The organism is Amycolatopsis sp. WQ 127309 (genome assembly GCF_023023025.1).
GTDB lineage: Bacteria > Actinomycetota > Actinomycetes > Mycobacteriales > Pseudonocardiaceae > Amycolatopsis.
On sequence record NZ_CP095481.1, the window covers coordinates 6120512 to 6143137 of the forward strand.

Below are 22626 nucleotides of genomic sequence, written 5' to 3' on the forward strand. Positions count from 1 at the left end.
GAAACTTCGGCGGTCCGACCGGCAGAATCCGGCGACGATCGGCAGGAACAGGGGAAGACTTGCGAGGGGGCCGATGACGCTGGGGGAGCGGCTGCTGGCGTACCGGCGGCGAGCCGGGATCAGCCAGCAGGAGCTGGCCGGGCTCGCCGGGGTCAGCGTGCGGACGTTGCGGGACATCGAGCGGGGCGAGGTGCGGCGGCCGCACGCGCGGTCGCTGGCGAAGCTCCTGGAGGCCACCGGACTGGCGGACAGCGGTCCCGCACCCGGCGAGCGGGCCGGCGGGTTCCGCGTCGAGGTGCTGGGCCCGCTCGCCGTGCGGCGGGACGGCCGTGAGGTACCGCTCGGCTCGGTGATGCAGGCCCGCCTGCTGGGGTTGCTCACGCTGCGCGCCAACCAGGTGGTGTCCCGCGCGGACGTCGTGGAGTTCCTGTGGGGCGAGCGGTCCCCGGAGTCGTCGGTGAACCTCGTCCAGACCTACGTCTCGCGGCTGCGGAAGTTCTTCGCCGGCCTGGACGCCGACCCCGGGCTGGTGACCCGCGTCGGGCCGGGGTACCGCCTCGGCCTGGCACCCGGGCAGAGCGATCTGCTGGAGTTCGCCGAAACCCTGGCGCAGGCCCAGGAAGACCGCCGGGCGGGCGATTCCGCCGCGGCCGTGCGGTCCTACCGGTCGGCGCTGGAGCTGTGGCGCGGTCAGGTCCTGGACGGCGTCCTGCTGCCCGCGGCCCCTCACCCGGTGGTCGTCGCGGTCACCCAGCAGCGCCTCAAGGCCGTGCTCGACTACGCGGATCTCGCGGTGCCGCTCGGCCACCACGACGACGTCCTCGACCGGCTGCGGGAAGCGGCCTTCGCCGACCCGCTGCACGAAGGGCTGACGGAGCGGATCATGCGGGCGCTGGCCGCCTCGGGGCAGCGGGCGGCCGCGGTCCGGGTCTTCCTCGCCTTCCGCGGCCGGCTCCGGGAGAACCTCGGCCTCGAGCCGGGTCCCGAACTGCAGCGCACCTACCTGCACAGCATCCGCGAGGAACCGGGCACGCCGACCCCGGCCCTGCTCAGCCGCCGCTCCGGGACTCCGGCCGCGCCCATCCCCGCCGAGCTGCCGCCCGACCCGTCGCGGTTCATCGGCCGGGACGCGCAGCTGCGGCAGCTCGACGAGTTCGTGTTCGACGCCGCCCCGCACGCCTCGGCCCGCGTCGTGGTCCTCAGCGGCACCGCGGGCGTCGGGAAGTCGGCGCTGGCCGTGCGGTGGGCGCACCGGATGCGCCACCGCTTCCCGGACGGGCAGCTGCACGCCGGGCTCAACGGCTTCTCCACGGTCGGCACCCGGTCGGCGGGCGAGGTGGTGGCCGCGTTCCTCACCTCGCTCGGCGTCGCGCCCGCCACCATCCCGGTCGACCTCGACGCCCGGGTCGCCCTCTTCCGCTCGGTGCTGGCCGACCGCCGGATGCTGCTGGTGCTGGACGACGCCGTCAGCCCCGACCACGTGCGCCCGCTCATCGCCGCCAGCCCGCGCTGCGCGGTGCTCGTGACGAGCCGCAACAGCCTGGCCGCGCTCACCCTGCACGTCGACGCGCTGCTGGTCGAGCTCGACGTGGTCTCCCGCGGCGAAGCCGTCGCGCTGCTGCGGGCGTCGTGCGAGCGGGAGGCGGCCGAAGCCTCGCCCGGGGCCCTGGCGGAGCTGGCCCGGCTGTGCGCCCACCTGCCGCTCGCGCTGCGGATCGCCGCCGCCAACATCGCCGGCCGGAAGACGGTCGCGGAGTACCTGACCGTCCTCACCGAAGGCGATCGGCTCGCCGGGCTCTCCCTGGGCGGCGACAGCCGGTCCGCGGTGCTGACGGCCTTCGAGATGTCCTACGCCGCGCTCCCGCCGGAGACGGCCCGGCTGTTCCGGCTGCTGGGTTCACTGCCCGGAGCCGACGCCGGGATGCCGGCCATCGCCGCGCTGGCCGGCTCCGGCGTGGACGACGCGGCGCGGATGGTCGACCGGCTGGTCGCCGCGCACCTGGTGCAACGACGGCCGGGCGGCCGGTTCCAGACCCACGACCTGCTCCGCCTGTTCGCCGGGCAGCGCAGCGCCCGCGCCGACGAGGAAGCGGACCGGACGGCGGCGCTCGAGCGGTTGTTCGACTACTACCTGGAGACCGCCACGCAGGCGACCGCGAGGCTGTACCCGGGCATGCTGCGGCTCTCGGAGCTGCGTCAGTACCCGCCGTCGCCCTGGCGGGAACGGGACGAACCCGGGGCCTGGCTGACCGCCGAACGCGCGAACTTCGCGGCCGTCGTGGCGCACGCGGCCGACCACGGCCCGCAAGGCGTGGCCTGGCAGCTGATCGACGTGCTCCGCGGCCACCTGTGGCGCACTTACGACCCGTCGTCGTGGTGCGCGCTGGCGCTGGCCGGGCTCGACGCGGCGCGCCGGGAGGGCAACCGGGCCGCCGAGGCCGCGATGCACTACAGCCTGGGCGCGGCGCACCGCTACGGCCTGCGCGACCTGGCGGCCTCCCGGCAGCACCTCGACGAGGCCCAGCGGATGCTCCGGGAACTGGGCGACACCACCGGGTGCGCCGCGGCCCTGGACAGCCTGGGCATGGTGCTGCACGAGGCCGGCGAGTCCGCTCCGGGCCTGGCCGCGCTGGAGACGTCGCTGGAGCTGTGCCGCGAGGCCGGGTTCGTGGTGGGCCAGGCGAAGGTGCTGGGCAACGTCGGTTTCGTCCTGGCCACGATGGGCCGCACCGAGGAGGCCAGGCAGCGCTTGGCCGAGGCGGCGGCTTTCGCCGCGCGGCTCGGTGATCGTCACCTGGAAGCGACGGTCCAGCACAACCTGGGTTACGCGCGGGCGTGCGACGGACGGTTCATCGAGGCCGAGCGCGCCTACCAGCAGGCGCTGCTGATCCGGGAGGACATCGGCGACGCCGAGGGCCGCGCGTCGACGCTGGAGAAGATCGGCACGCTGCTGCACGACACGGGAAACCCCGCCCAGGGAACGCGGTACTGGGAGGCGGCGCTGGTCGTCTTCGACGAGATCGCCCACCCGAAGGCGGCGGAGGTCCGCGCCCGCATTCCCGATTTCCGGGAAACCCGTCGTCGAACATGATCGAACTCGTAGGCCGTGCTCTCGCCGGCGGCGCAATCCGGCGGCTCGGTGCCGTGCGTCCGAGGCGGAGTTGTGAATCTTGCGGGTCGTCACATCCGCGGCTAGGATATAGTTGTGTGACTCTCAACTACACTTTCGCTTGCCGAGTCCGGCCGCCCACTGTCCGAGAATGGGCGAATCATATCAGGTTCTCATTGTTTCGGTGTTCGAATCCGAGCTGATGCTCGTTCGCGATGACGTGTCGCCTTCGGCGTTCCTCATCGACCGGGATTCGACAGCCACCCGCTCGGCTTCCCCGATGCGGACGTCTATCCGCGATCGGCGGCAGGGTCTTTCGGGCAATGGTCCGGGACTGTTCGGGCAATGCGGTCATTGCTTGCACGAACCCCGCCGCCGGCGTTACCGAGTGGTGCCCGGCTCGCCTCCGCGCGTGTGGGCTGATTGCCGTACCCGGACCGAGCCGAGTGGGGGAGTCGTGCGAAAGCCGTGGTCCGGCGGCATGACTGCTCGAATGAGCACTGGTCCGAGCGGGCCGGATGTCGAAGCTGGAGCGACTCCAGCAATTGCACGCTTTGCGTCTCGAGAGTTTCCGAAGTTCATTCCGCGGACACCGGACTCGGTTGCGCGAAGAGTGTCGAAGGGGTGTTTACTCCGCAGGTAAGTGACATTAGTTCCGGGGCGTGTCACTGTTGCCGGGAAGTTTCCGGCAGAATTCGTCGCCGGGTAACCGGGAAACGTCGCTGGTCAACCGGGGGCGGCTCTCGGCCCCGGCATTCGAATGTGGAGATCGGCGGCTCGCTGAGGGTACGGTGGCTGGCGAGGAGAACTTCGAGGCGGACGTCGGCCTAACTCGCTGTGGAGATGATGGGGATGGCATTCTATGGTCGAGATCTCGTTGAGCTGATCGCGGAGGGTGTGGATCTGAGAGCCGCCGACCGGCTGCTGGACGGCGGCTCGGTCGGCCGTGGTGGAGTGCTGCTGGTGACGGGACCGCTCGCCTGTGGCAAGACGACCGTCCTGCGGGCGATCGCCGAGATCGCGGACGATCGCGGCTTCGCGGTCCTGTCCGCCAGCTGTGCCCACGCGGAGCGGGAACTGCAGTTCGGGGTCGTGGCGCAGCTGTTCCGGGCGGCGGGCCTGACGGCGGGCCTGCTGCCGCCGGCCGGTTGCGCGGGCGACGAGCACGAGGGCATGCCCGGCTTGGACGAGGCCGAGATCGTGCGCTGGGGCAACCAGCTGTGCGCGAGGCTGATCGAAGCGGCCGGGCGCACCCCGCTCCTGATCGTGGTCGACGACCTGCGCCACGCCGACCTGGCCTCCGCCATCTGCCTCGCCCAGCTGATCCGCCGGGTCGACCAGGTCGCGATCACGGTGGTGGTGGGGGATGATCTCAACCTCAGACCGTCGTACCCGCCCCTGCGCGCGGAGCTGCTGCACCGCCCGGAATCCGGCCGGATCGAGGTCGAGCCGCTGGCGCCGGACGTGGTCAGCGACATCATGGCCAAGCGGTTCGACGGCGATCCCGGTGACCGGTGCGTCACCGACTTCTGCAAGGTCTCCGGCGGAAACCCGATGCTGCTCCAGGCCTTGCTGGAGGACTACGGCGAGGTCGGCGACGTGCGGGACGAGGGGTACGGCCGCGCCTTCCTGAACTGCTTGTACCGCAACGAACCGATCCTCCTGGCCGCGGCGCGCGCCCTCGCCGTCCTCGACTCGGACGTCTCGGACGCCGAGCTCGCCCGGGTCGCCGGCGCCGAGCCGGCGCTCGTGGCCCAGGCGCTGCGCGCGATGAACGAAGGGGGGCTCCTGCACGGCGGAGCCTTCCGGCACGAGTCGGCCCGGCAGAGCGTGCTGACCGAGATGCCGGCCGACGTGCGCGCGGACCTGCACCGCCGGGTGGCCGAACTCCTGCACGACACGGGAACACCCGTGGTCACGGTCGCGCGGCACCTGATGAGCGCCGGCCCGCTCGACGCCGCGTGGAGCCAGGACGTCCTGCTGGAGGCGGCGGATCTGGCGTCGATCGCCGGCAACGTCGGCTTCGCGGTCGACCTGCTCGAGCGCGCGCTGGCGTCCTGCGCGCCGCACGCGCGCGCCGGCGTCGAGGCCAAGCTCGCCGAGACCGAGTGGCGGCTCGACCCGGCCACCGCGGCGCGGCACCTCGGGTCGCTGGTCACCGCGGCCGGCGACGGCGACCTCGGCGTCCCCGAATCGGTCGCGGTGGTGCGGCAGCTGCTGTGGCGCGGGCGGACGGCCGAGGCCGAGGACCTGCTGGCGCGGCTGCGGCAGACCCCGGACATCGCCGACGAGCTGTACTCGGTGGACCAGTGGCTGACGTGCACCTACCCGGTCCTCGCCCGGCGCGGGATCCGGCCGCCCGCCGATCGCGGGTCCGCCGCGGCCAAGGCGGCCAGCCTGCCCCGGGCGTCGGGCGTGCTGGCCGACGTGCTCGTCCGGGGCCAGAGCCAGGAGATCAAGCCCCGGGCCGAAGAGGTGCTCCGGGAGCTGCACGTCACGCACCGGGTGACGGGGCAGGAGGAGGACGGCCTGCTCGCGGTGCTGGCCCTGGTGTACGCCGATCACCTGGACGCCGCGGATGCGTGGTGCGACGACCTGCTCCGCGAAGCGGGTTCCCGCCGGCTGCCCGTGTGGCGGGCGCTGTTCTCCGCGTGCAAGGCGGAGATCGCGGTGCGGCGCGGGGACCTGTCGGACGCGGTGAACCTCGCGAACCAGGCGTTCTCGGAGCTCTCCCCGGGATCGTGGGGCTCAGCGGTGGGGTTGCCGCTCGGGTGCCTGATCCTCGCCTACACCCGGATGGGGAAGTTCGACGAGGCGGCCAGGTACGTCAACCAGTCGATCCCGGCGGCCGGCCTGCAGAACCGGTACGGACTGCACTACCTCCACGCCCGCGGGAACTTCTCCCTCGCGACGGAACGGCGTCAGGCGGCCCTCGCGGACTTCCTGCTGTGCGGCGAGCTGATCGACAGCTGGGGCCTGAACGGCAGCGGCCTGGTCCCGTGGCGGACCAGCGCGGCCGAGGCGTGGCTGTCGCTCGGCAACCGTGATCAGGCCAAGCGGCTCGTCAACGAGCAGCTGGCCCGGCCCGGCTCGGACGGCGATCGGTCCCGCGCGTTGTCGTTGCGCCTGCTGGCCGAGACCAGTTCGGCGCGGCGCCGGTCCCAGCTGCTCACCGAGGCCATCGAGGTGCTGGAGGAGCGGGGGGACAAGTACGAGCTGGCCAGGGCCCTGCGGGACCTGAGCAGCGCCTGTTACGCGATCGGTGAGCACAAGCAGGCGCGCCGGGTGATGCGCCGGGCGTGGTACGTCGCCAAGAGGTGCGACGCGGAACCGTTGTGCGAAGAGCTGCTCCCGGCGGGCAGCGACGAGCTGGCGCAGGCGACGGCGGCGGCCGAACGGCCCGGCCGCGTCAAGCTGCTCACCGACACCGAAAACCGGGTCGCCTCGCTCGCCGCCATGGGCTACACCAACCGGGAGATCGCCGGCCGGCTCTTCGTGACCGCCAGCACGGTCGAGCAGCACCTCACCCGGGTGTTCCGCAAGCTGGGCGTCAAGCGGCGCGAGGAACTGCCTGACGGGATCGGCTTCTGGACCGCCTGAGCCGGGCCGGCACCCCTTGGCTCCGCGGCAAAGGCAGGGGATCCAGGGGGGCCGGTTAGGGGAGACGGCGGCCCGTCTTGCGCGAGACTGGCCGTGGGACTTGCGGCATGGCGCGTGCTTCGGGAGATGCCAGGCCCAGTGATCGTGGTTCTGTCCGTTGCCGAGGGTATGGGTGGTCGAACGTGTTGGTGCTTGGCTTGAACGGGAACTTTTCGACCGGGGAATCCGATCTCGTGCCGCTGATGTCCGAGTTCTTCTTCCACGACGCTTCGGCGTCCCTCGTCCGTGACGGCGAACTGATCGCCGCGGTCGAGGAGGAACGGCTCAACCGCATCAAGAAGACGACCAAGTTCCCGGTCAACGCGATCCGCGCGTGCCTCGACGCGGCGGGTGTCACCCCCGGCGAGATCGACGCGGTGGGGTACTACTTCCGCGAGGAGCACATGGACAACGTGCTCAACCACCTCTACACCGAGCACCCGCGGGTGCCGGTCCGCTACTCCCGGGAGCTCGTCAAGCAGCGGCTCCGGGAGGAGTTCGGCTGGGACCTTCCCGACGAGAAGCTGATCTACGCCCCGCACCACGACGCGCACGCGATGTCGACCTACATGCACTCGGGGATGCGGGAGGCGTTGGTGGTCGTCCTGGACGGCCGCGGGGAGGACAACTCCGGCACGGTCTACCGCGCGGTGGACGGCAGCTTGGAGAAGCTGGCCGACTACTCGGTGATGCACTCCCTCGGCGTGCTGTACCTGAACGCCACCCAGCTCCTGGGCTACGGCTTCGGCGACGAGTACAAAGTGATGGGCCTCGCGCCGTACGGCGACCCGGCGACCTACCGGGACCTCTTCGCTCGGCTGTACACGTTGCGGGACAAGGGCACCTACGACCTGCACCCCAACATGACGGTGCCCAACCTGGTCAGCCCGCTGTTCTTCGCGCACGGGTTCCGGCCCCGGCGCAAGGGCGAGCAGTTCACCCAGCAGCACAAGGACTTCGCCGCGGGGCTGCAGGAAGCGGTCGAGACGATCGCGATGCACGTGTTCCGGTACTGGGCGGAGACCACCGGCCTGCCGGGACTGTGCTTCGGCGGCGGGGTGGCCCACAACTCGAGCCTCAACGGCGTGCTCCTCGGTTCCGGGCTGTTCCAGGAGGTCTTCGTGCACCCGGCGTCCCACGACGCCGGCGCCGGCGAGGGCGCCGCGTTCATGGCGATGGCCGAGCTCGGCCACCGGCTCCCGCCCGGCGAGCGGCTGCGCAGCGCCGCCGTGGGCCCCGCACTGGGTACCGAGGCGCAGGTCGCCGAGCGGCTCGCCGCGTGGAGCTCGGTGGTCGAGATCGAGCGGCGGGACGACATCGTGGACACCGCGGCGCGGCTGCTGGCGGACGGCTCGGTCCTGGGCTGGGCGCAGGGCCGGTCGGAGTTCGGCCCCCGCGCCCTCGGCCACCGCAGCATCATCGCGGACGCGCGGCCGGCCGCGAACCAGACCCGGATCAACGCGATGGTCAAGAAGCGCGAGAGCTTCCGGCCGTTCGCGCCGGTGGTCACCGCCGAGGACGCCAAGAGCTACTTCGACCTGCCCGGCACCGCGGCGGCCTACGAGTTCATGTCCTTCGTGGTGCCGGTGCTGGCGGAACGCCGGCCGGAGCTCGGCGCGGTCACGCACGTCGACGGCACCGCCCGCGTCCAGCTCGTCGACCCGCTGTCCAACGCGCGGTTCCACCGGCTGGTCGCCCGGTTCGGCGAGCTCACCGGAACTCCGGTGCTGCTCAACACGTCCTTCAACAACCACGCCGAGCCGATCGTGCAGAGCGTCGACGACGTCGTGACCTCGTTCCTGACCACCGAGCTCGATTACCTGGTCGTGGAAGACTTCCTCGTCCGGCGCAAGAACGGCGCGCGGGTCGACCTCGACCCCCTGGTGCCGGGCTTCCGGCCGGTGACGAGGCTGGCCGAGCGGTCCGGCGACGGTTCGCCCGCCGCCGTGATCGTCTCCCGGGAGATCTACCTGGACTACTCCGGCGGTCCGGTCGCGACGGTGTCCGAGCCGCTCTACGAGCTGCTCCGCAAGGTGGACGGCCGCACGACGGTGGGCGCACTGGTGGCGGCCGCGGGCGGAGTTCCCGATGGTGTGCGCGACGAACTGTACGACCTCTGGCAGCAGCGGCTGCTGAACCTGACGCCCGCCTGAAGCCCCCTGCCGACGTGGCAGCCGTCGCGGATGTCAGTGGAGGCATCGTGCACCGGACACTCAACGAGACCGTGGCCGACCCGGCGCGGACACCGCCGGACGACGGCCGGCGCGACGCCGCGCTGGTGACGGCCGCGGACGGCGTCCAAGCGGACATCTTCCGGCTCCTCACCGCGCTCGGCGAGCACCGCGCGAAGTCCGACGCGCTGGTCGAAGCGTGCGTCGCCTGCTTGGAGGCCGCGCAGTGCGTGGCCGGCCTGGTGGCCGGCGACTCGCCGGCGGAACACACCACAATGGACCCCCGGGCGCAGGAAGCGGTGCACGCCATGCGGGCGGCCACCCTGGCGGTCCGGTTCGCGGTGACGGAGTAGGACGGGTGCGCCATCGGCTACGTGGGGATCGACATCGGCGGCACGAAGGTCGCTTTCCGTACCGAGCGGGAGAAAACCGGTGAGGTGACCGAGTTCTCCGTCACCTGGCCGGATCCGGCGGCCGGGGCGGCGGCGGATCTGCGGCTGCTCGGCGCGCAGGTCGCGAAGCTGCCGCCGCGGATCACGGCCGTCGGCGTCTCGGTACCGGCCACTGTGGACCGGACCGGGCGGGTGGTGGCCTGGCCCGGGCGGCCCAGCTGGACCGGCGTGGACTTCGGTGCGGCGCTGCGGTCGCTCTTCCCGGGCGTACCGGCGTGCTTCGCCGACGACGGGGACCTCGCCGCGATCGCCGAGGCCCGCGCCGCGCACTGCGCCGACCTGGTCTACTTCGGGGTCGGCACCGGCGTCGGCGGCGGGATCGTGCTCGACGGGCGTCCGTGGCCCGGGCTCGCCCGCGCGTCCTGCGAGCTCGGGCACGTGGTGGTGGACCGGTCCGGTACGCGCTGCGACTGCGGCCGGCGGGGCTGCGTCCAGGCGGTCGCGTCCGGACCGGCGACGCTGCGCCGGGCGGCCCGGACCCGGGGTGCGGCGGTGACGGCCGCGCAGCTGCGGGACGGGATCGCGGCGGGCGCGCCGTGGGCGGTGTCGGCGGTGACCGAGAGCGCCGGGGCGCTGGCCGCCGCGGTGGTGAGCGTCGGGGAGCTGTGCGACCCGGCGCTGGTCCTGATCGGCGGCGGGTTCGCCGCGGGCGTCCCGGGCTTCGTCCCGCTCGTCGCCGAGGAGGTACGCCGGCTGGCGCGCCCGGGCCACGAGCCGGCACCGGTGCGGCCCGCGGTCCTCGGCGGACTGTCCTCTTTGCACGGTGCCGTGCTCGCGGCGCGGGACCTGACGCGTGCCGGTCAGTCCGCGGAGATCTCCAGCAGCGCGCGGGCCGCGAGCCGGTAACCGAGCGCGCCGAGCCCGACGACGGCTCCGCTGGCCAGCGGAGCCAGCACCGACTCGTGCCGGAACCGCTCACGGGCCCAGACGTTCGACAGGTGCACCTCGATCCACGGCCGCGGGTAGTTCGCGAGCGCGTCGCGCAGGCTCCAGCCGGCGATCATCAGCGCACCCGGGTTGAGGATCGCGCCGACGGTGCCGTAGCCGTTCTGGAGGACCCGGATCAGTTCGCTCTCGGCGTCGGACTGGAACGCGGTGACCCGCCAGCCGCGTTCTGCGACCTCGGCGGTGACGGACTTCTCGATGTCGTCGAGCGTCGCCAGTCCGTAGATGTCGGTTTCGCGACGGCCGAGTATGCCGAGATTGGGTCCGTTCAGCAGCAGCAATTCGTCCATGGTGATCGCCCGTCCTCGTTTTCGCAGGCATCCGGTTCGAGCGCCCGGTTCCCGGACGATAGCAAGAATTGCGCTACCGGGCCGGGAAACGGCGTCGCCGTGCGAGGCTAGGGGGACTTTAGGGGGCGGCAAGGGGATTGGTCGCGTCCGAACCGAATGGGTAACGTGACGATCGTTTGGTGAACGACGTCGGTGATATCTGCATGCCTGTTTCGCAAAAGTAGGGGCGGAAGTCAATGAGTGAAGTGCGCCAGAAGCTTGAATTCCCGGCCTGGCCCCAGTTCGGCGACGAGGAACGGATCGGCCTGCACCGCGCGCTCGAGCAGGGCCAGTGGTGGCGCGTCGGCGGCAGCGAGGTCGACACGTTCGAGCGGGAGTTCGCCGAGTACCACAACGCCGAACACGCGCTGGCGGTCACCAACGGCACGCACGCGCTGGAGCTCGCGCTCCAGGTGCTGGGGGTGACGCCCGGCAGCGAGGTCGTCGTCCCCGCGTTCACGTTCATCTCGTCTTCGCAGGCCGCCCAGCGCCTCGGGGCGGTGGCCGTGCCGGTCGACGTCGACCCCGGGACCTACAACATCGACGTGGCCGCCGCGGCCGCGGCGATCACCTCGAAGACCAGCGCGATCATGCCGGTGCACATGGCGGGGCTGCTCGCCGACATGGACGCGCTGGCCAAGCTGTCGGCCGACTCCGGGGTGCCGCTGCTGCAGGACGCCGCGCACGCGCACGGCGCGCGGTGGCGCGGCCGGAAGGTCGGCGAGCTGGGCTCGGTGGCCGCCTTCAGCTTCCAGAACGGCAAGCTGATGACCGCGGGCGAGGGCGGCGCCGTGCTCTTCGGCGACGCCGAGCTGTACGAGACCGGGTTCGTGCGCCACAGCTGCGGCCGGCCCCGGACCGACCGGGGCTACTTCCACCGCACCTCCGGGTCGAACTTCCGGATGACCGAGTTCTCGGCCGCGGTGCTGCGGGCCCAGCTGACCCGGCTCGACGAGCAGATCGCCGTGCGGGAACAGCGGTGGCAGGTCCTTTCCGGGCTGCTCGCGGGGATCGACGGCGTCGTGCCGCAGGCGACCGACGACCGGTGTGACCGCAACCCGCACTACATGGCGATGTTCCGGCTGCCGGGTGTCACCGAGCGGCGGCGCGCCGAGATCGTCGACGCCCTCATCGAGCGCGGGCTGCCGGCCTTCGTCGGGTTCCGGGCCGTCTACCGCACCGACGCCTTCTGGGAGACCGGGGCCCCGGACGTCACGGCCGACGAGCTCGCCCGCCGGTGCCCGAACGCCGAGGCGCTGACCACGGACTGCGTGTGGCTGCACCACCGGCTGCTGCTGGGGACCGAGGCGCAGATGCACGACGTGGCCGCCGCCGTCGCCGACGTCGCGGGCCGCGGATGAGCGGCCGCCGGGGGTCCGCGCCCCTGCGGGTCGCCGTGGTCGGGCTCGGCTGGGCGGGCCGGAACATCTGGCTGCAACGGTTGCGTGCCCACCGCGCCTACGAGGTGGTGGCGCTGGTCGAGCCGGATCCGGTGCTGCGGGCGAGCGTGGCCCGGGAGGCCGGGGGGACGGCGGTGTACGCGTCGACCGACCGGCTGGCCGCGGACTCGGTCGACCTCGCGATCGTCGCGGTGCCCAACCACCTGCACGCGCCGGTCGCCGGCCGGGTGCTGGCCGCGGGCATCCCGGTGTTCCTGGAGAAGCCGCTGTGCCTGTCCTCGGCCGAGGTGGACCAGCTGGCCGCCGCGGAGGCCGCGGGCGGTGCGGTGCTGCTGGGCGGGAGCGCGGCCTGCTACCGCGCCGACGTGACCGCGCTCCGGGAGCTGACCGCCTCGCTCGGGGAGATCCGGCACGCCGAGCTGTTCTGGCGCCGGGCCCGCGGGGTGCCCGCCGGGGCCGGCTGGTTCACCAGCAGGCAGCTGGCGGGCGGCGGTGCCCTGGTCGACCTCGGCTGGCACCTGCTGGACGTTGCGCGGCTGCTGCTGGGCCGCCAGGTGTTCGAGCAGGTGGTCGGCGCCGTCTCCGCCGACTTCGTCAACGGCCGGTCCTTCCGGGCGGCGTGGCGCGAGGACGACCCGGCCGACGGCCCCGGCGGCGACGTCGAGGACACCGCGCACGGGTTCATGGTCACCGCCGACGGGCTTTCGGTGGCGCTCCGGGCGAGCTGGGCCTCCCACGAGGCACTGGACAGCACCGTCTTCCGGATCGAGGGCAGCGAGGGCGCCGCGGAGCTGCGGTGCACCTTCGGCTTCAGCCCGAACCGCGTCGAGGGCTCGTCGCTCACCCACACGGTCGGCGGGGTGGCCGGCCCCGCCGAAGCGCCGGCCGAACCGATCGGCGCGGAGTACGACCGCCAGCTCGACGCGGTGCCGGCGCTGCTCACCGATCCGGCGGGGCGGGGCCGCGCGGTGGAGGACGCGCGCTGGGCGATCGATGTCATCGAACGGATCTACGCGTCGGCGGCGCTCGCGCAGGCCGGGCGACCGTTGAGCAGCGTCAGCCGATAACCGGGAGTGGATGCATGAGTACCCAGCAGGAACCTGAGCGCGGTGCGGCGCCGGTCGCGGCCGGACGGCGGGTGAGCGTGGTGGTGTTCGACCTCGACGGCGTGCTCGTGGACAGCTTCGGCGTCATGCGCCAGGCGTTCGACCTCGCCTACGCCGAGGTGGTCGGCGACGGCGAAGCGCCGTTCGCCGAGTACAACCGGCACCTCGGCCGGTACTTCCCCGACATCATGCGCATCATGGGGCTGCCACTGGAGATGGAGGCGCCGTTCGTCCGGGAGAGCTACCGCCTGGCCCACGAGGTCCGCGTCTTCGCCGGGGCGCGCGAGGTCGTGTCCGCGTTGCGGGACAGCGGGTTCGGGCTGGCGGTCGCCACCGGCAAGAGCGGGCCGCGGGCCCGTTCGCTGCTCGAGCGGCTGGACCTGCTCCGGCTGTTCGACCACGTCATCGGCTCGGACGAGGTGGCCCGGCCCAAGCCGGCCCCGGACATCGTGCTGCGCGCGATGTCCCTGCTGGGCGCGGTCCCGGACGAGGTGATCATGGTGGGCGACGCCGTGACCGACATCGAGAGCGCGCGCGACGCCGGGGTCGCCGCCGTCGCCGCGTTGTGGGGCGAAACGGATGAAGCCGCGCTGATGCGGGCGAAGCCGGACGTGACCCTGCGGAAGCCGGAAGACCTGCTGGAGTGGCTGGGCCTCGACCAGCCCGAGCTGGCGAGCTCCGGCAGGTGACGGCCCGGCCACGGCACCGACTGCTCCCGTGAAATCAATGGACACCGCACCAAGGGGAACTAATGGCATACTCGGCAACCGCTTCCGTCTACGAACACTTTCCTTTCCCGTCTTCGAACGTCGACAACTCGGACGTGCTGGTTCCCGACGACATTCCGGCGATTGTCGAGGGTGGGCTGAAGAGCGGCTGGACCGTTCTCGACGCCGGCTGCGGAACCGGGCAGACGGTGGTGTCGATGGCCCGCGCTTATCCGGATGTCGACTTCGTCGGCCTGGAACCGAACGGGCCGTCCCGTGAGGTCGCCGAACGTCTTCGTTCGCGAGCCGGCGTCACCAACCTGAAGCTCGTCGACGGTTCCATCTCGGGAGAACCACTCGGCACCGAATTCGATTTCATCTACAGCTACGGCGTGGTCCACCACATTCCGGACCCGGCCGAAGCGATTCGCTGGCTGAGTGCGCACCTGGCGGAGAACGCGCTGTTGCACCTGTGGATCTACGGCAGTATCGGCGAGGCCGAGCGGATGCGCCAGCGTGAGATGGTGCAGCTGCTCAACCGGTTCGAAGGCAAGGAGGGCATCCGGATCGTCCGGGCGCTGGGGTTGCAGCTCTCGCCGGCCAGCTACGGGATCGCCGGTGACTACCGCGAGGTCGCCGAATCGTCGGACTACCAGGACATCCTGGACGCCGACGCCTTCCTCAACCCCGTCGTGCAGACGATGCGCGTCAAGGATGTCGCCGCCGTGCTCGGCCAGCTCGCCGACTGGGTGGCGATGGACCGCGTCTGGGCTTCCCGGGGCAATCCGCACATCGACTTGTCGGGTGCCGAAGCGGATGGCTCGAGCAAGCTTTCGGTCCTGACGCCCGAGGATCTGTTCGAGGCTCCGCTCCTGCGGGAGAGCATCGCCGCGCTCTCCCCGCTCGAACGTTCCTCGCTCATCGAACTCGCGGTCTCCGCGTCCGGGTTCAACCTGCTCGCCGGGCGCGGGACGGCGCTGTCCTGGTGCACCCCGCGCATCGGCGGCAACCTCCTGACCTAGCCGGGATCGAGCCGCTGCCGCCGCACCAGGGGGCGGCAGCGGCTCAGTCCCGGGGCATCGAAGCCAGCGCGCTCGCGACGACGTGCTCGGGCACGTCGCGGACCAGGGCGGGGCCCGCCGGTCCGTCCAGCACGAAACCCAGGCCGGTGGTCGCCTTCTTGTCCAGCCGCATCAGGGCGATCAGCTCGCGGTCGTCGACCCCGGCGGGCAGCGTGGCCGGCAGCCGGTAGCTCGTCACCACGTCGTGGTGCTCGGCGACGCGGGCCGGGCCGATCCGGCCGAGCTCGCCGGCGAGCCGGCCCGCGAACACCGTGCCGATGGCGACGCCCTCCCCGTGCCGCAGCGCGAAGCCGGTGGCCCGTTCGAGGGCGTGGCCCAGGGTGTGGCCGTAGTTGAGCAGGTGCCGGACGCCGGCGTCGCGCTCGTCGGCCGAGACGATCCAGGCCTTCAGCGAGACACTGGCGGCGATCTGGTCGAGCAGCGGCCGTCCGTTGAGGCCGGGTGCGCCGATGAAGTGGCAGCGGGCGAGCTCGCCGTACCCGTTGAGCCATTCCCGCTCCGGCAGCGTGTCCAGGTAGTCGAGGTCGCAGAGCACCGCGCTGGGCTGCCAGTACGTGCCGACCAGGTTCTTGCCCTCCGGCAGGTTCACCGCGGTCTTCCCGCCCACGCTCGCGTCGACCTGGGCGAGCAGCGACGTCGGCAGGTGGATCACCGGGATGCCCCGGTGGTACAGCGCGGCAGCCAGGCCCACGGTGTCGGTCGTCGTGCCGCCGCCGCAGGACACGACGACGTCCGACCGGGTCAAGCCGGAGTCCACGAACCGGCGGCAGAGCTCCCCGACGGTCGCCAGCGTCTTGGCCGCCTCCCCGTCCTGGGCCGGGACGACCGTGTACGGCACACCGGGATCGGGCACCTCGGCCTCGTGCCGCGCCGTGACGACGACCGCCTTGCGCGCGCCGAGACGACCGACGATCCCGGGAAGTGCTTGCCGCACCCCGGAACCGATGTGCACCGGATAGGACCGCTCGGCCAGTTCGACGGTGACGCGTCTGCTCTCGCTGGGCACGGGTACCGGCCTTTCGGTCTGGGATCGGCTACGGCGGAAGGGTAGTACGCGGGTGCCCGGCCGGACCCGGATTGAGGGGGCCTGCGGGGAGCGGTCAGGGGGGAGCACCCCGGCGGCAGCGGAGAGACTGGCCTTGCCTGCGCGAGCGAGAGGTGTGGTGGCATGCTGCGTACCGACCTGATTCGCCCGCTGCTCGAACTGTTGCGGGAGAACGCCTTCCGGCACGCCGACCGGATCGCCTTCGCGGACGGGCGGCGGTCGGTCACCTACGCCCAGCTCGAACTGCGGACGCGGCGGGTGGCCGGGCACCTGGCCGACCTGCGCCTGCAACCGGGTGACCGCGCGATGATCTGCCTGGGGAACCGGGTGGAGACCGTGGAGAGCTACTACGCGGTGCTCCGGGCGAGCGCGCTGGCCGTGCCCGTCGACCCGCGGTCGGCGGACGCGGAACTGGCCTACCTGCTGGACAACTGCGGCGCCCGCCTGGTGATCACCGACCACGCCCACGTCGAGCGGTTCCTCCGGCTTTCGGCCGGCTCGGACCTGCGGATCGTGCTGGTGGGCGACGAGCCGCCGGTGCCCGGCTGCGTTTCCTGGGAGGCCTTGCTGGCCCGGAAACCCCGCGCCGCGGCGCGGGACGATCTGGGCTTGGACGAGCCGGCGTGGGTGTTGTACACGTCGGGGACGACGGGCCGCCCCAAGGGCGTGGTGTCGACCCAGCGGAGCTGCCTGTGGTCGGTGGCGGCGTGTTACGTCCCGGTGGCCGGGCTGGGCCCGGACGATCGGGTGCTGTGGCCGTTGCCGTTGTTCCATTCGTTGTCGCACATCGTGTGCGTGCTCGGCGTGGTGGCGGTGGGCGCGTCGGCTCGGTTGCTGCCGGGTTTCGCGGCGGACGACGTACTGGGCGCGGTGGCGGAGTTCCGGCCGACCGTGCTGGCCGGGGTGCCGACCGCTTACCACCACCTGGTTTCGGTGGGCGGTGGTGATTTGTCGGGGGTGCGCGTGGGTCTGGTGGGTGGCGCGGTGCTGCCGGCGGGGTTGCGGCGGTCGTTCGAGGACATCTTCGGTGTCCCGCTGGTGGACGCGTACGGGTCGACCGAGGCGTGCGGCGCGATCGCGGTGAACTGGGTTTCGGGTGGCCGGGTGGCGGGGTCGTGCGGGCTGCCGGTGCTGGGTCTGGCGGTGCGGCTGGTGGGCGTGGGTTCGGGATCGGACGTGGGTGTGGGGTGCGAGGGCGAGGTGTGGGTCCGGGGTCCGAACGTGATGCTGGGGTACTACAACCAGCCGGCGGCGACCGCCGAGGTGCTGGTGGACGGCTGGTTGCGGACGGGGGATCTGGCCCGTCGTGACGAGTCGGGGTTCCTGACGATCACGGGCCGGATCAAGGAGCTGATCATCCGGGCGGGGGAGAACGTCCATCCGGCTGAGGTGGAGGACGTCGTCCGGGGCGTAGCGGGGGTGGCGGACGTGGCCGTGGTGGGCCGGCCGCACGAGGTGCTGGGCGAGGTGCCGGTGGTCTTCGTGGTGCCGGGCCCCGAGGGTTTCGATCCCGCCGACGTCCTGGCCGCGTGCCACGAGCGCTTGTCGCCGTTCAAGGTGCCCGAGGCCGTCTACCAGATCACCCGCTTGCCGCGCACGGCGTCCGGGAAGATCAAGCGCCACGCGCTGCTCGACCTGCCGGCCCGGTTGCGGGCGATCGGCGACGACGAGTACGAGTCGCTCCTGCGCATGGACTGGGTTCCCCGCCCGCTGCTGCTCGATCCGCCCGCGCTGACGGGCTCCTGGGCCGTGGCCGGCCCGGGCGGCGACGCGCTGGCGGCCGGCCTGCGGCTGGCCGCGTCCCCGGACCGGGCCGGCCCGGACATCCGCGTCGGCACCTCGCCGGGCGAGCTCCGCGCCGCGATCGTGGGGCGGGCGCCCGACCTGCTGGTGCTGCTGCCGGCAGCCGGTGGTGCCGCCGAGGACGTCGGCGACGCGGTCGAAGCCGGCGTGCGGGCCTTGACCGCCGAAGTGGCCGCCTGGCTCGCCGACGAACGGCAGAGCGCCTCGACGGTCGTGGTGCTCACCCGCGGCGCGGTCGTCACCAGCGACCAGGAAGACGTGCGGGAGCTCCGGCACGCGCCGATCTGGGGCGCGGTGCGGTCACTGCAGGCCGAGCACCCGTCCCGGGTCCGCCTCGTGGACGTCGACGCCGGGTCGTGCCCGTGGACGGCCGCGCTGATCAGGGCGGTGCTCGCGGGCGAGACCCAGTCGGCCGTCCGCGGCGGTGTCGTGCTGGTGCCCCGGCTGGCCCGCGTCTCGGCCCCGGCCGAGCCCGGGCGGGGGCCCGCCGTCGATCCGGCGGGCACCGTCCTGGTCGCCGGCGCGGACGGGCCGCGCGGCGCCGCGATCGCCCGGCACCTGGCGACCGCCCACGGCGTCCGGCACCTGCTCCTGCTCAGCGCGGACGGCTGGCCGGACGCGGTCGCGGCCGAGCTGACCGCGCGGTTCGCGGCCGTGGGCACCGAAATCACGCTGGGGACCGGGACCGCCGCCGACCGGCCGGCGCTCGCGACCCTGCTCGACGGCGGGAAGCGGGCCGTCACCGGCGTGGTGCACGCGGAGGAGACGAGCACCCGGTACCCGGTGGGCGCCGCGATCCGGGGCCTCGTCAACCTGCACGAGCTGACCCGGCGGGACGAGCTGGGCCTGTTCGTCCTCGTGACGTCCGCCTGCGGTCCGCTCGGCGGTGCGGGCCGGGCGGAGCAGGCCGCGGTGGACGCCTTCGGCGAGGCGCTCGTCCTGCGCCGGCGGCGCCGCGGCCTGCCCGGGCTGGCGCTGGCGTGGGGGCCGCTGGCGGAGGAGGGCCGGTCCCGGTTCCCCGGCGCCGGCCCGATGTCCACTTCGGACGGACTCGCCATGGTCGACGCGGCGCTCGCGGCCGGCCAGGGATCCCTGTGCGTGCTGCGGGTCGACCCCGCGAACGTGCGCGCGCGGCCGGTCCCGGACCACGCCTCGGTGGTGCTGCACGACCTGATCGACCTGGCCCCGGCGAACCCGACCGCGGGTGATCGCCGCGTGACACCCCGGCAGGAAGAGGAGAGTGATGGTGCTTACGTCGCCCGCTGAGGGAGAGTCCGCCGCGGACGTGGTCGTCGTGGGCTACGGCCCGGTGGGCCAGCTGCTGTCGGTCCTGCTCGCGCAACGGGGGTGGCGGGTCGTCGTGCTGGAGCGGTGGCCGGAGCCCTTCTCGCTGCCGCGCGCGGTGGGGTTCGACAGCGAGGCCGCGCGCCTGCTCGCCGCGGCCGGGATCGGCGACGCGTTCGCCGAGTTCGGCGAGCCGTCACGGGAGTACGCCTGGCGCAACGCCCGCGGGCAGACGCTGATCGAGTTCGACGTCGCCGAACGGGGCCACTGCGCATGGCCGGATTCGACGTCGTTCTACCAGCCCGCACTGGAAGCCGCGTTGATCGCCCGCGGTGCGAGCATGCCCAACCTGCGGGTGCTACGCGGCCACACCCTGGTGGACACGGCGGAGCGCGACGACGGGGTCGACCTGACCGCCGAGACATCCGGCGGCGCCCGCCGGAGCTTCCGCGCGAGCTGGGTGATCGGGTGCGACGGGGCCAACAGCTTCGTCCGGGACCGCATCGGGACCACCAGCACGGATCTCGGCTTCGCCCACGACTGGCTGATCTGCGACGTGACCCTGCGCGAGCCCCGCGAGTTCCGGCCGAACAACCTGCAGATCTGCGATCCGGCCCGGCCGCGGACCGCGGTGTCGGCGGGCCCCGGGCACCGCCGCTGGGAGTTCATGCGCCTGCCGGGGGAGCGGGTGAGCGGCTTCGGCGACGCCGGGAACGCCTGGCGCCTGCTCCGCCTCGTCGACGTCACCCCCGAGAACGCGCGGCTGGACCGCCACGCCGTGTACACCTTCCGGGCGAGCTGGGCGGATCACTGGCAGTCCGGCCGGCTGCTCATCGCGGGGGACGCGGCCCACCTCATGCCGCCCTTCGCCGGGCAGGGCATGTGTTCGGGCTTCCGGGACGCGGCCAACCTCGCGTGGAAGCTCGACTTCGTGCTGGCCGGCGTGGCGGACGCGGCGCTGCTCGACACCTACACCGCCGAGCGCCGGGCCCACGTGCGGCACGCGGTGACCATGTCGGTCGAGCTCGGCAAGGTGGTGTGCGTGGTGAACCCGGCCGCGGCCGCCGACCGGGACGGCGCCATGCTCACCGCGCGCAGCCGGAACATCGGCCCGCCGGCGCGGGAGCGGACCGCGGTCAAGGCGCTGGTGACCGGTTTCCTGCACCACGGTGCCGACGGCCTCCCGGCCGCGCACGCGGGTGACTCCACCCCGCAGGCGCGGGTGGCCGCCGGTGGCCGCACGGGTCTGTTCGACGAGATCGTCGGCCTGGGCTTCGTGCTGATCAGCACCCTGGACGTGGCCTCGGTGCCCGACGCGGGCTCGCTGGCCGCGATCGGCGCCCGGCCGGTCCGGGTGCGCCCGGCCGGCACCGCGGCGGGCGACCTCGCCGAGCACGACGTCGTCGACGTCGACGACGTCTACCTGCCGTACCTGGCCGGTCTGGGTGCGGTGGCGGCGCTGGTGCGTCCGGACTTCTACCTCTTCGGCGTCGCGGAGGACGAGGACGGCCTGCGACGGCTGGTGCGGGACGCCGCCGGCCGGCTCACCGCGTCGCGGGCACCGACCGGCCGGATCCCGGCGGAACCGGTGCCGCCAGGCGCCCGCTGACCGTGCCGTCCCGCAACGCCGTGCGCAGCAGGGAAGCCGCCAGGGCCAGGGTGTCGCGCGGCAGGCCGAGCCGGGGCGCGCTGCTCTTGGCGTGCTCGAACATCAGGTAGTGCACCGGCGTGGCCCCGGTGGACGCCTCGTCGCGCGCGACCCGCTCGACGAGGTGCAGCTGGCGGTGCCACGCGTCGCGGAACCGCCCGTCGGCGCGCAGGTCCCCGGCCCGTGCCAGCGCCGAGTCCGCCGCCTGGACGGCCAGCCCGGCCAGCGCGACCCGCCGGCCCGGGCGCATCCCGCGCGTCCAGTGTTCCCAGCAGGAGAACAGGAACGACGCGCGGGCGGCGTCGCTCACCGCTCCGAGCAGCGACCACAGGTGCAGCACCGCCGTCGGCAGGCCGGAGCCTTCGGTGGGTTCGCCCGCCAGGCACAGGTCGAGGGCCAGTTCGCTGGACACCGTCGCCAGTTCCTCGGCGCGGCGCCGCCCCAGCGGGTCCGCGAACTGCCCGGTCGGCGGGTCACCCGCCCGCTGGGCCAGGCGCCAGCCGCGGCGCGCCGCGGCGTGCTGGAACCGCCGGACGATTTCGTGGCGATGCCAGGCACCGGTGTGCACCCACAGCGCGAAACCGTCGTCCAGCGGGTCGAAGAACCAGTGCGCGGCCCCGGGTTCCGCGTGCGGCTCCCGGATCGTCTCGAGCTCCGCGCTCCACGTGGCCCACGCCGTGGGGTTCGGTCCGGAAAGGTGGTTCTCGTCGCGGAGGTGGAGGGAAAACCATTCGTCGGTCATGAACTCGACTTTCGATTCGCCGGCTACCGGTGCTCACTCGGCCCGTTCGGCCGCAGGTCGTTCCGCGGAAAGCGGTGACGACCGATTCCTACCACCGGAGCCCGGCCGCGGCTCCGGCCGCGCGGAAGTCTGGGATGCCTTAGGGGGGGCCACCGGGGTGTGCGCGTGCGCGGGCGAATCGGAACGACCCTACCGCGCCGGGGCGAGCCGGCCGCCGGGGAAAGCCGACCCCCCTTGGGGTCCCGGGAATCGTGCGGCGGCAAGGGGGGTGGTCAGGGGGGAGGCGTGGTGCTCCGCGCCGCTAGCGTCGCGCAATGAAGAGATCCGGTCCGAACACGAGAGGTCCGACGAACCATGAGTAATGCCGCAGTGCCGTTCTCGCCCATCGATCCCGAGGTGAGTGGTTCGTACCAGCTGGATCCCCTGCACTCCCGCATCGGCTTCGTCGCCCGGCACGCGATGGTGACGAAGGTGCGCGGCAACTTCAACGAGTTCGAGGGCACCCTGATCCTGAACGCGGAGAAGCCGGCCGAGTCGAGCGCGGCCCTGTCGGTCCAGGCCGCCAGCGTCGACACCCGCAGCAAGCTCCGCGACGACCACCTGCGCACGGGCGACCTCCTCGACGCCGACACCTTCCCGCAGCTCACGTTCACCAGCACCGCCGTCGAGCAGACCGGTGACACGCGGTTCCGGATGACCGGTGACCTGACCATCCGCGGTGTCACCCGGCCGGTCGACATCGACTGGGAGTACGGCGGCACCGTCAAGGACCTGACGGGCAGTCTCCGCAGCGGTTTCGAGGGCAAGGCGGAGATCGCCCGCTCGGACTTCGGCATGGAGTTCAACATGCCGCTGGAGGCCGGTGGGTTCCTGGTGTCCGACAAGATCGTCCTCGAGCTGGACGTGTCGGCGGTCAAGGACTGACCGTTTCGTTACCGGCAGCCGCGTTTCCGCCGCACAGGCAGGAACGTGGCTGTCTTCGTGTGCGCGTCCGGGAGCCGGGCGGCGCGCGGCGAACCTGGGGATGTGCAGGGGGCGGCTAGGGGGCCCCTCACCCGGATCAGCGGCGAGACTGGGGTGGACGGCCGATTCGCGGGAGTCCGCCGTCCGAATGGTTTCTGGCGTCACGCTGATGTGCGGCGGCCCGGTGGTTCGCCGACCGCG

Annotated in this window: 15 protein-coding genes; 12 read left to right on the top strand and 3 right to left on the bottom strand. The window is 72.8% G+C overall.

Going from position 1 to position 22626, the window contains the following annotated elements:
• Positions 1–73: 73 nt before the first annotated feature.
• The 5 genes from MUY22_RS28135 (at position 74) to MUY22_RS28155 (ending at position 10217) form a co-directional block, all read left to right on the top strand.
• Positions 74–3091, top strand: a complete 3018-nt coding sequence (locus tag MUY22_RS28135) for a BTAD domain-containing putative transcriptional regulator (protein ID WP_247049427.1) — start codon at positions 74–76, stop codon at positions 3089–3091.
• Positions 3092–4006: 915 nt separating this feature from the next.
• On the top strand, positions 4007–6709 hold the full coding sequence (locus MUY22_RS28140) for an AAA family ATPase (protein WP_247049429.1): 2703 nt from the start codon (positions 4007–4009) through the stop codon (positions 6707–6709).
• Between the two features lie 242 nt (positions 6710–6951).
• Positions 6952–8901, top strand: a complete 1950-nt coding sequence (locus MUY22_RS28145) for a carbamoyltransferase C-terminal domain-containing protein (protein ID WP_247049431.1) — start codon at positions 6952–6954, stop codon at positions 8899–8901.
• Positions 8902–8948: 47 nt separating this feature from the next.
• Positions 8949–9272 carry an O-linked N-acetylglucosamine transferase gene (locus MUY22_RS28150; protein ID WP_247049433.1) on the top strand — a complete coding sequence of 108 codons (324 nt, stop codon included), beginning with the start codon at positions 8949–8951 and terminating at the stop codon, positions 9270–9272.
• A 21-nt stretch (positions 9273–9293) separates the two neighbouring features.
• On the top strand, positions 9294–10217 hold the full coding sequence (locus MUY22_RS28155) for an ROK family protein (RefSeq protein WP_247049435.1): 924 nt from the start codon (positions 9294–9296) through the stop codon (positions 10215–10217).
• On the opposite strand, the gene MUY22_RS28160 is transcribed toward MUY22_RS28155, so the two are convergent.
• Positions 10172–10606 carry a type II 3-dehydroquinate dehydratase gene (locus MUY22_RS28160; protein ID WP_247049436.1) on the bottom strand — a complete coding sequence of 145 codons (435 nt, stop codon included), beginning with the start codon at positions 10604–10606 and terminating at the stop codon, positions 10172–10174. The two genes, MUY22_RS28155 and MUY22_RS28160, sit on opposite strands and share 46 nt — an antisense overlap.
• 236 nt (positions 10607–10842) lie before the next feature.
• On the opposite strand from MUY22_RS28160, the gene MUY22_RS28165 reads away from it, so the two are divergent.
• The 4 genes from MUY22_RS28165 to MUY22_RS28180 all read left to right on the top strand — a co-directional run bounded on the left by MUY22_RS28165 (position 10843) and on the right by MUY22_RS28180 (position 14880).
• Positions 10843–12006 (top strand): DegT/DnrJ/EryC1/StrS family aminotransferase, encoded by a 1164-nt coding sequence (locus MUY22_RS28165; RefSeq protein WP_247049439.1) that lies wholly within the window; start codon positions 10843–10845, stop codon positions 12004–12006.
• Complete coding sequence (locus MUY22_RS28170) at positions 12003–13112, top strand: Gfo/Idh/MocA family protein (RefSeq protein WP_247049441.1); 1110 nt, start codon at positions 12003–12005, stop codon at positions 13110–13112. Before MUY22_RS28165 ends, MUY22_RS28170 begins: the two co-directional genes overlap by 4 nt.
• 14 nt (positions 13113–13126) lie before the next feature.
• The gene (locus MUY22_RS28175; RefSeq protein WP_247049443.1) at positions 13127–13840 is read left to right on the top strand and encodes an HAD-IA family hydrolase; all 714 of its coding nucleotides are present in this window, start codon (positions 13127–13129) and stop codon (positions 13838–13840) included.
• A 62-nt stretch (positions 13841–13902) separates the two neighbouring features.
• Positions 13903–14880 carry a bifunctional 2-polyprenyl-6-hydroxyphenol methylase/3-demethylubiquinol 3-O-methyltransferase UbiG gene (locus tag MUY22_RS28180; protein WP_247049445.1) on the top strand — a complete coding sequence of 326 codons (978 nt, stop codon included), beginning with the start codon at positions 13903–13905 and terminating at the stop codon, positions 14878–14880.
• A 43-nt stretch (positions 14881–14923) separates the two neighbouring features.
• Here MUY22_RS28180 and MUY22_RS28185 read toward each other — a convergent pair whose 3' ends face one another.
• Complete coding sequence (locus MUY22_RS28185; protein WP_247049447.1) at positions 14924–15946, bottom strand: 3-dehydroquinate synthase; 1023 nt, start codon at positions 15944–15946, stop codon at positions 14924–14926.
• Between the two features lie 162 nt (positions 15947–16108).
• On the opposite strand from MUY22_RS28185, the gene MUY22_RS28190 reads away from it, so the two are divergent.
• Both MUY22_RS28190 and MUY22_RS28195 read left to right on the top strand, forming a co-directional pair.
• Positions 16109–19054 carry an AMP-binding protein gene (locus MUY22_RS28190; RefSeq protein WP_247049449.1) on the top strand — a complete coding sequence of 982 codons (2946 nt, stop codon included), beginning with the start codon at positions 16109–16111 and terminating at the stop codon, positions 19052–19054.
• Positions 19032–20681: a bifunctional 3-(3-hydroxy-phenyl)propionate/3-hydroxycinnamic acid hydroxylase gene (locus MUY22_RS28195; protein WP_247049451.1), complete on the top strand. Its 1650-nt coding sequence runs from the start codon at positions 19032–19034 to the stop codon at positions 20679–20681. Before MUY22_RS28190 ends, MUY22_RS28195 begins: the two co-directional genes overlap by 23 nt.
• Here MUY22_RS28195 and MUY22_RS28200 read toward each other — a convergent pair.
• Positions 20617–21462: a hypothetical protein gene (locus MUY22_RS28200; RefSeq protein WP_247049453.1), complete on the bottom strand. Its 846-nt coding sequence runs from the start codon at positions 21460–21462 to the stop codon at positions 20617–20619. The two genes, MUY22_RS28195 and MUY22_RS28200, sit on opposite strands and share 65 nt — an antisense overlap.
• Before the next feature lie 354 nt (positions 21463–21816).
• On the opposite strand from MUY22_RS28200, the gene MUY22_RS28205 reads away from it, so the two are divergent.
• Positions 21817–22386, top strand: coding sequence for a YceI family protein (locus MUY22_RS28205; protein ID WP_247049455.1), 570 nt, complete (start codon positions 21817–21819; stop codon positions 22384–22386).
• Positions 22387–22626 lie beyond the last annotated feature (240 nt).